The sequence below is a fragment of the Dysgonomonas sp. 521 genome (assembly GCF_010501055.1).
GTDB lineage: Bacteria > Bacteroidota > Bacteroidia > Bacteroidales > Dysgonomonadaceae > Dysgonomonas.
This window is the reverse complement of the sequence record NZ_QVMO01000129.1, coordinates 1-7313: the sequence shown is the minus strand read 5'-3', so window position 1 is coordinate 7313 and position 7313 is coordinate 1. Positions and strand designations below refer to the sequence as shown.

Annotated in this window: 8 protein-coding genes; 3 read left to right on the top strand and 5 right to left on the bottom strand. The window is 42.3% G+C overall.

Annotated elements, in window-relative coordinates:
- Positions 1-163: 163 nt before the first annotated feature.
- From D0T84_RS20560 to ruvX, 5 genes are read right to left on the bottom strand one after another with little or no spacing between them, the layout of a single operon-like run.
- Positions 164-2563 carry an exopolysaccharide transport family protein gene (locus tag D0T84_RS20560; RefSeq protein WP_163309723.1) on the bottom strand — a complete coding sequence of 800 codons (2400 nt, stop codon included), beginning with the start codon at positions 2561-2563 and terminating at the stop codon, positions 164-166.
- 49 nt (positions 2564-2612) lie between these two features.
- Complete coding sequence (locus tag D0T84_RS20555; protein WP_163309722.1) at positions 2613-3356, bottom strand: polysaccharide biosynthesis/export family protein; 744 nt, start codon at positions 3354-3356, stop codon at positions 2613-2615.
- A gap of 1 nt (position 3357) precedes the next feature.
- On the bottom strand, positions 3358-4170 hold the full coding sequence (locus D0T84_RS20550) for a polysaccharide biosynthesis/export family protein (RefSeq protein WP_163309721.1): 813 nt from the start codon (positions 4168-4170) through the stop codon (positions 3358-3360).
- A gap of 13 nt (positions 4171-4183) precedes the next feature.
- Positions 4184-4747 carry a peptide deformylase gene (gene def / locus D0T84_RS20545; RefSeq protein ID WP_163309720.1) on the bottom strand — a complete coding sequence of 188 codons (564 nt, stop codon included), beginning with the start codon at positions 4745-4747 and terminating at the stop codon, positions 4184-4186.
- A gap of 5 nt (positions 4748-4752) precedes the next feature.
- The gene (gene ruvX, locus D0T84_RS20540; RefSeq protein WP_163309719.1) at positions 4753-5178 is read right to left on the bottom strand and encodes a Holliday junction resolvase RuvX; all 426 of its coding nucleotides are present in this window, start codon (positions 5176-5178) and stop codon (positions 4753-4755) included.
- Positions 5179-5993: 815 nt separating this feature from the next.
- On the opposite strand from ruvX, the gene D0T84_RS20535 reads away from it, so the two are divergent.
- The 3 genes from D0T84_RS20535 to D0T84_RS20525 are packed head-to-tail and all read left to right on the top strand — an operon-like array spanning position 5994 to position 7056.
- Entirely contained in the window at positions 5994-6281 is a 288-nt protein-coding gene (locus D0T84_RS20535; RefSeq protein ID WP_163309718.1) for a hypothetical protein, read from the top strand.
- The gene (locus tag D0T84_RS23150) at positions 6278-6574 is read left to right on the top strand and encodes a hypothetical protein (protein ID WP_255495505.1); all 297 of its coding nucleotides are present in this window, start codon (positions 6278-6280) and stop codon (positions 6572-6574) included. Before D0T84_RS20535 ends, D0T84_RS23150 begins: the two co-directional genes overlap by 4 nt.
- Complete coding sequence (locus D0T84_RS20525; RefSeq protein WP_163309717.1) at positions 6574-7056, top strand: terminase small subunit; 483 nt, start codon at positions 6574-6576, stop codon at positions 7054-7056. The genes D0T84_RS23150 and D0T84_RS20525 overlap by 1 nt, the downstream gene beginning before the upstream one ends.
- The last annotated feature ends 257 nt before the right edge of the window (positions 7057-7313 follow it).

The following is a 7313-nucleotide window of genomic DNA, read 5'->3' as shown; positions in this document are numbered from 1 at the left end:
TCTTTACAAGATACTAAAAATCAAGGTCTTATCCAAAAAATCAACCATCTATTTTGCTGATTGTCAGTAAAATAGATTTTTTGTCATGTACTAAAATTTTTTAGTTTTTATGTGAGGGATGTATTGCATACGCCCCCACAACTAAATGTTATATTACACAAATTTAGTTTTCAAAGTAATCGTCATGATAGTAAGAGTTCTTCTTGAGGTAATAGGTCTTATCGCCATAGTAACGCGATGTACCGTAATATCCTTCGCGACCCTTCACATCATTGAATACCAATGCGAGATTTTCTACTCCGTCATATTCCAGCTGTGTGATCACGCTCTTGAAGAATGACTTGTTTGTCTTGGCACGGCGTACTACAAACAGTGTGGTGTCTGCCATAGCCGACAATATGTAGGCATCGGAAACCAGCCCCACCGGACTACAGTCTATCACTACATAGTCGTACTCTTCTTTCAGATGCTCAAGCAACTGTTTTGTTTTAGCCGTCTTTATCAACTCACTCGGGTTAGGAGGCAGCGTACCGGCCGGAATAATATCGAATCCGTAGTCGGGATGCGAAACAATGATTTCATCGAGGCTTACCTGCCCTATCAGATAGTTGGATATACCCTTTGTGGAATCGATCTGTAGTGTTTTAGCCACAGACGGGCGTCTCAGGTCTAAGTCGACTATGATAACCTTTTTGCCCATCAACTGGTAAACGGAGGCTATATTGGTAGCGATAAAAGTCTTACCATCGGCAGGCTCTGTGGATGTAACCAATACGGTAATCTTATTTTCGCGCTGAGCCATATATTCGAGACGAACCCTCATGTTACGGAACGATTCGGCAAAACTGGATTTCGGATAGTTCTTTACCAGCACCACACCGTTAGAGAGTTTCTTCGATATATTTTCTATTGTCCCTATAACAGGCAGTCCTGATATTTTTTCGCATTCTTCTTTTGTGGTTATGGCAAAGTTGAGCAATTCTTCTTTTACTACTACAAAGATTAACGGTATAACCAGGGCTATGAGGAAGAAGTACATATAGTTCTTACTCTTTTCGGAACCGTTCATAGCCCCGCCCATCATTCGCGGATATTCCCATATAAAGTTGTCGGGAGTATTGGACGCGCGCTGAATCTTGGCTTCGTATTGCCTTTGGGTTAAGAACTGATGGTACATTTCATTTACATTGTATTCCCTCTGGTATTTTATCAGGTCTCTTTCCTGAGGAGGCAGGTTGTCGAGCCTCACATCCAGTCCCTGATATTTTTTTACCAGCATGTCTTTCCGGTCTTGCAATTTTACCTGAATAAGCTGCAACTCCCTCAATATCTGCACACGGGTTTCATTCAGCTTGTTGACGGAGGTCATATAAAGCGGGCTCTTGGGTCCCAGGTTTTTGGATTTACCCAGCTCCTGATTGTATTCTTCTACATATCTTGCCAGTTTTATCTCTGTAGTCAGCCCGATGCTTATAGGGTCTATCAGCTCGGTACTTCCCATTATAGCTTCTTTGATCTTCTGGGTTGCCAGCAACACGGTTTTTTCACGCATAGCCAGTTCATCCCTCTCGGCATCGGCAACATCGAGCTCACGTCTTACCGTCTGGGAAGACACTTCGTATACCCCTGTTTCTTTCTGGAATTTCTCCAGTTTCACGCGCGAAATATTCAACGAGTCGTTAATAATCTCTATCTGGCTGTCGAGGAACTTAATGGTCATATCTGCCTGCTGATTCTTCAGGGTTAAGTTATAATCCTGAAACTCATCAAGAAGCGTGGTCAGATAGTCGATATCTTTAGCAGGGTCTGTACCGTACATGCTGACGGTAAGTGCCGTGGAGTTATCTCCCTTGAGAGCTGTAGTCACACGTCCCATATACATTCCCACCAGTTGGCCATTGGTAAAGAAGCGGAAACTGAAAGGAATGAAATCAGGTTTAAAGGTATTTGTTTTTTTAATAGTACCTTTAAAGAACTTATTTTCTATGGGTGTATCAAAAACAACATTGAATGATTCCTCGGTATCTTTTTCGGGGTCGTCTTTGTAACTTATCTTACACTGGTTCTGGTCTACGTAAGTAACATTGAACGCATAGCCGTATGTCTGGGGTTTCACATCCAGCTCGAGGCTGTCTATGACTATCTCTATAGGCGAATCGGTGTAGAGGCTTATGTACTTGAATCGGGTCTGGATATAATAGTCGATATGCATCTTCTTGGGCAGGTTTTTCACCGCCCTTTCGGTCAGACCGTACGACTCCAGTACGATTCGCTGGTTTTCGGTATTACGCAGGATGCTACCCAAAGGTACCGCACCGGACATTACGCTTGCCGTACCCCTGTCTTCTAATATAATCATAGCCTGAATGCTATAGAACGGCACCCACGACTTATTCTTTATATATGCATATGCCATAAACAGAACTACCGAAATCACAAACAGATACCAGTATTTCAATACCCTGTAAAACCACAGGACAAAGTCGAAGGATAAAGACGTTTTACTCTTTATTTCCTCGAAATACGGGTCAGAATCAACAGCAGGTTTATTATTTTCTATCATAACAGGTTTATGTCACTAAAACAATTATTTTCTTTCTCTCTCTTATATGTTACCATCCGTACATCACAGTGTACACAAGGAAATTTAAAGGTATCATCATCGTTGAGGCAAATGTACCCAAGGATTCGATATTAAAGAATGAATTCTTATTTGTAGGGAAATATATCAAATCGTTAGGCCGGACATAATAATACTCGGACTGTATCACATCCTGTGTCCTGAGGTCAAATTCCTTTACCACTGAATTGCCCTCTGCGTCTTTGCGCACGATACTTACTTTCGACAAATCCATAGTACCCGTAGTTTGCTGGGATATGGCCAGCGCCTGGTAAATAGTCATATTGTCTTTGTACACCGAGTAGAATCCCTGTTTATTAGATGCAAGAATATAAAAATAGTTGCTTGAAAGGGTTACTTTAACCTGTGCGTCAAGAACCGACTCTTGCATAAATCTCTGTATTTTTTCTTCTGCTTCCTGAACCGTGAGCCCGGCAATCTTCACTTTGCCAAAGAATGGCAGTATTACGGTACTGTCGCTATAGATAATATATGCCTTTACTCCGCTCTGGTCTGGGCGGATAACGCTATTGAATGCCAGAACGACTTCTTCATCGCTGGTGGATATGGAGCATGATATTTTGTCGTCGACAGCCAGCCTATATTCTGTAAAAGGTTGCAATGGGTATTGCATATTAAAGTTCTGCAAATAATTCACTTCTTCGCTCGATATACAGGAAGAGAATAAACCTATCAACAAAAAACCTGATAATAAATAATATAGTATAGACTTCATATCAAAATACTCTAAGTGTAAATACAATTACCCCTGCTACTGCCGTCAACAATCCAAACAGCCCGGCGAATGTAGTTGTTGAGCCCAGGAACTTACGTTTCATCTGAGGCATATATAACACATCGTTGGGTTGTATATAGTAAAATTCGGTATCGATAATATCTTTGCTGCGCAAGTCGAAGGTTTTCACTACCGATCCGCTTTCGGTCTGCCTGATAACGCTTACTTTCGACCTGTCGGCATACGCTCCTATCGTGTTGGCGATAGACAAGGCCTGATAAATGGTCATCGTGGTATTCGGCATGGCGATACGGTTTGCCCCGGCTTCGCCCAGAATACTGAAATAGCGGTTGTAGAGTGAAACTTCGGCTGTGGTGCCGTCTGCAAAAGCATCCAGCCTGTTGGATATTACATTCCTTATTTCCAGCACGGTCTGTCCCTGTACGTAGATTTTGCCGATATACGGGAATGTAATTGTACCATCGGCATATACAGTCACAGGTGGCACACCGGCAGCATCGTCCAACCCACGCGCCTGAGAATAAGCATCTACGCCTGTGCGGTCGCTGATACCCTGCCCTGAAAAACGGGGAGAATAACTGGAAAAAAGAGTCCGTGTCTTTTCATCCCATGCATAGACTACGATGCTCAATTGGTCGCCCGGAATTATACGGTATTCTTCCGGCTTGACTGTCGCATCCGGGTATTTCAGTTTTATATCTTGTAAGAAGTCTGTATCTTTACTTGTTACGCAAGAACTAAGACTGGAGATAATACAAACTAGTATTATGAGCACCTTGGTCACACTTTTCATAATAACGGGATTCTCAGTTTTTGGATTGTACTGGTTTTACTTTATAGCGACAATTTGTTTTTCCTTTTATCAGATTGGTCAACTTCCCTTTTATCAGTTGCTTCCTGATCCCCGAAATATGATCTACAAACAGTTTTCCTTCTATATGATCATATTCGTGCTGGATGCAACGTGCAAAAAAGGCATCATAGACTTCATTATGAGAAACAAAATTTTCATCAAAATATTGTATACGTATTTTTTCTTTGCGTTCTACCATCTCGTTTATCCCGGGTATACTGAGGCAGCCTTCTTCCATCTTTACGGGTTCGCCCGATTCTTCTACTATCTGGGGATTGATAAATACTTTCTTGAAACCCGAATACTTGGGTTCGTCCTCGGCTAAGGGTTCCAGATCGATCACAAAAAGGCGTATATCATGCCCTACCTGAGGGGCTGCCAGCCCAATGCCATCGGCATTGTACATGGTTTCGAACATATTGTCAATAAATTCCTTGAGATTGGGATAATCCTTTGTGATGTCTTTCGCAACCTTTTTTAAAACCGGTTGCCCGTATAAATATATTGGTAAAATCATTGTTTTTATTTGTTTTGTAATCGTAAACTCTCCATGTATCCCTGAAGAATAATTGTCGCACTCACCTCATCCACAAGGGCTTTGTTTTGCCTGTCTGTTTTCTTTAAACCTGCATCTAAAATAGTCCTGTGTGCTAAGGCTGATGTAAATCGCTCGTCGTAATATTCTATCGGCATGTCCGGATAGATGGATTGCAGTTTCTTAACAAACGGACGGATATGCTTCATATTCTCCGAATATTCATTATTCATTTGCTTTGGCAAACCTACAATGATGCGTTCCACATCTTCTTTTTCCAAATATGACTTCAGATAGTCAAGCAGCGTATGGGTGGGCACGGTAGTCAGTCCGTTGGCTATTATTTTTAGTGTATCCGAAACCGCTATACCAGTCCGTTTTGTACCATAATCTAAAGCGAGATATCTTCCCATATTATTTTCGCAAAGGTAGATAAAAAATATTTATTTCCCCCTAATATAATAGAAGGAAATGATATAGCAAGTTTTTTTAGCATTTTCAACGTCCGGTTTTTATAAATTATGTAAATCAGAAAGAGATTCGCATATATAATGCGAATCATGGGTTAAAAAGCACAGTAACTTATTGTCCCGAAGGGACTGAAAGTGGATAACCACGGGCAAAACCCGTGGCAGGGACTGGCTGAAGAATATGTCTCCGTAGGAGGCAAATAGCAAAAACAAATGCCATTCGCCTCCTACGGAGACGGCCTCTCCCTATCCGATTTTTCCACGGGTTTTACCCGTAGTTATCTATATTAGCCCACTTCGTGGACTTAGAACCCTGACTGCAAAACAGAAGATTGATTTATAATAGTATACTGCAATCAAGGGTTAAATGTGCCGTTAGGCACATCATATTGGTAGAAACATGAATGAAATTCGTTTTTTTGTGCCGTCAGGTACAAAATGTGAATTGTTCTGTAGATATTGCGTACCTGACGGCACGCAATTAACCGGTTAAAGCTTCTTTCTACCAACATTCAGTCCCTAAAGGGACAAAAAACAGCACATTTAACCCTTGGTTCGCATATATAATAAAAATTATACCAATATCATTCTCTGCGAATTGCTAAATATTGTATTTGTAGGGGCAGAGTTTGCCTGCCCCTACAATATAAAATAAATAACTGATTAAAATTCAAAGATATAGTATTCTATTGTATATAAAACACAAAAATTACCCCTGAAATCCTGCGTGAAATTCTTACAAAATTATCTTATTATATATGGATACAATACAAATCAGAACCATCGTCACAGGCACATTGCTGTGCATCGCCGCCGCCCTTTACTGGGGGGCGGTGCTTTCGCTGAAGCTTCCCCTGCTGGGTCGTTTCTTCGACCGCAAACCGTTCAACTGCCGCCCCTGCCTTACATTCCACCTCGCATGGATGCTGACGGGCGTGTTCGCCCTTATCGGGCGGTCGCTGCCGTTGTTTGGTATAGGAGTGGGCATTGCCTTTATCGTTTTTTTCATAGTTAAATATATAGACAGTAAAAAAGTAACAAAATGAGTAATCCTGCATTAAAATCGGAAGTTCATAAGCTGATAAGCGAAGTAGACAAGACCCACCGTTATTCGATGAGCCGTATATACGGGTTGTATAACGAAGTTTTCGGTAAGGATGAAGCGCCCCAGTCGTGCGCCAGTTGCCTTATACGCAAAGTAAAGGAACTGAAAACATGGCTTGCCGCACAGCCTGAGGACGGAGAGCCCGCACAGGCGGATGCTTCATCCAAAGAAATACAGGCAACTGACCCCGCGCCTGCAAAGGCGAGTAAGAAACGTGCAAAGAATGGAAAGTAATGGCAGCCCGCAAAACCTGTTATGCAAGCCGTGGAAAAGACGGACAGGAGATAAGGTATGAAAGCCCGGGCTGCTTCCTTGCACAGGCATACAAGTACTTCGACTGGTGCGACAGCAATCCCTGGCACAAGACCGAACTGATACGTTCGGGTACAAGGGCGGGAGAAACGATTGAGATTCCCATGAGCCGCCCTTACACCATCGAGGGGTTGTGCGTCTTTTGCGGCATCAGTACGAAGACCTTTGCAGGCTACGAGGCCAGTACAACTTTCGGTCCGGCTACCGAGCACCTGAGAATGGCTATCCGCCAGCATCAGTCGGAGGGCGAATGTGTGGGCGTTTACAGTACTGCCGCCATATCGCGGATATCAGGCCTTAGGGCGGGAAACACCGAAAGCGAACCGCAGGGACTGGTTATAAATGTTGTTTCGCCCGAAACAAAGGAAAGATTGGAAGAGTTGAAGAAATCCTTATCAGGATAGGATTTTGAACTTTTCATATTTATTTTATGGAGCCGTCCCTACTTTTATGATTCTATGAGGGTGTGTCATAAGTAAAACATCTCTGTCAAATTGTTACTCTCTTTGTCATTCTGAGTGCAACGAAGAATCTCGACCTACCAGATACGAGATGTTTCACTCCGTTACCAATGACGTCATTTAAATTATATCCGTTTTGACAATCATAAAATTGTGTTTTTTAGCTAGTTTACCCATAAGTCTTATTTCGTTAGCATTGA

Bases quoted from the DNA above. Each gene is read 5' to 3' on its own strand.
- D0T84_RS20560 (WP_163309723.1), bottom strand. From the start codon at position 2,563: ATGATAGAAAATAATAAACCTGCTGTTGATTCTGACCCGTATTTCGAG.
- D0T84_RS20555 (WP_163309722.1), bottom strand. From the start codon at position 3,356: ATGAAGTCTATACTATATTATTTATTATCAGGTTTTTTGTTGATAGGT.
- D0T84_RS20550 (WP_163309721.1), bottom strand. From the start codon at position 4,170: ATGAAAAGTGTGACCAAGGTGCTCATAATACTAGTTTGTATTATCTCC.
- def (WP_163309720.1), bottom strand. From the start codon at position 4,747: ATGATTTTACCAATATATTTATACGGGCAACCGGTTTTAAAAAAGGTT.
- ruvX (WP_163309719.1), bottom strand. From the start codon at position 5,178: ATGGGAAGATATCTCGCTTTAGATTATGGTACAAAACGGACTGGTATA.
- D0T84_RS20535 (WP_163309718.1), top strand. From the start codon at position 5,994: ATGGATACAATACAAATCAGAACCATCGTCACAGGCACATTGCTGTGC.
- D0T84_RS23150 (WP_255495505.1), top strand. From the start codon at position 6,278: ATGAGTAATCCTGCATTAAAATCGGAAGTTCATAAGCTGATAAGCGAA.
- D0T84_RS20525 (WP_163309717.1), top strand. From the start codon at position 6,574: ATGGCAGCCCGCAAAACCTGTTATGCAAGCCGTGGAAAAGACGGACAG.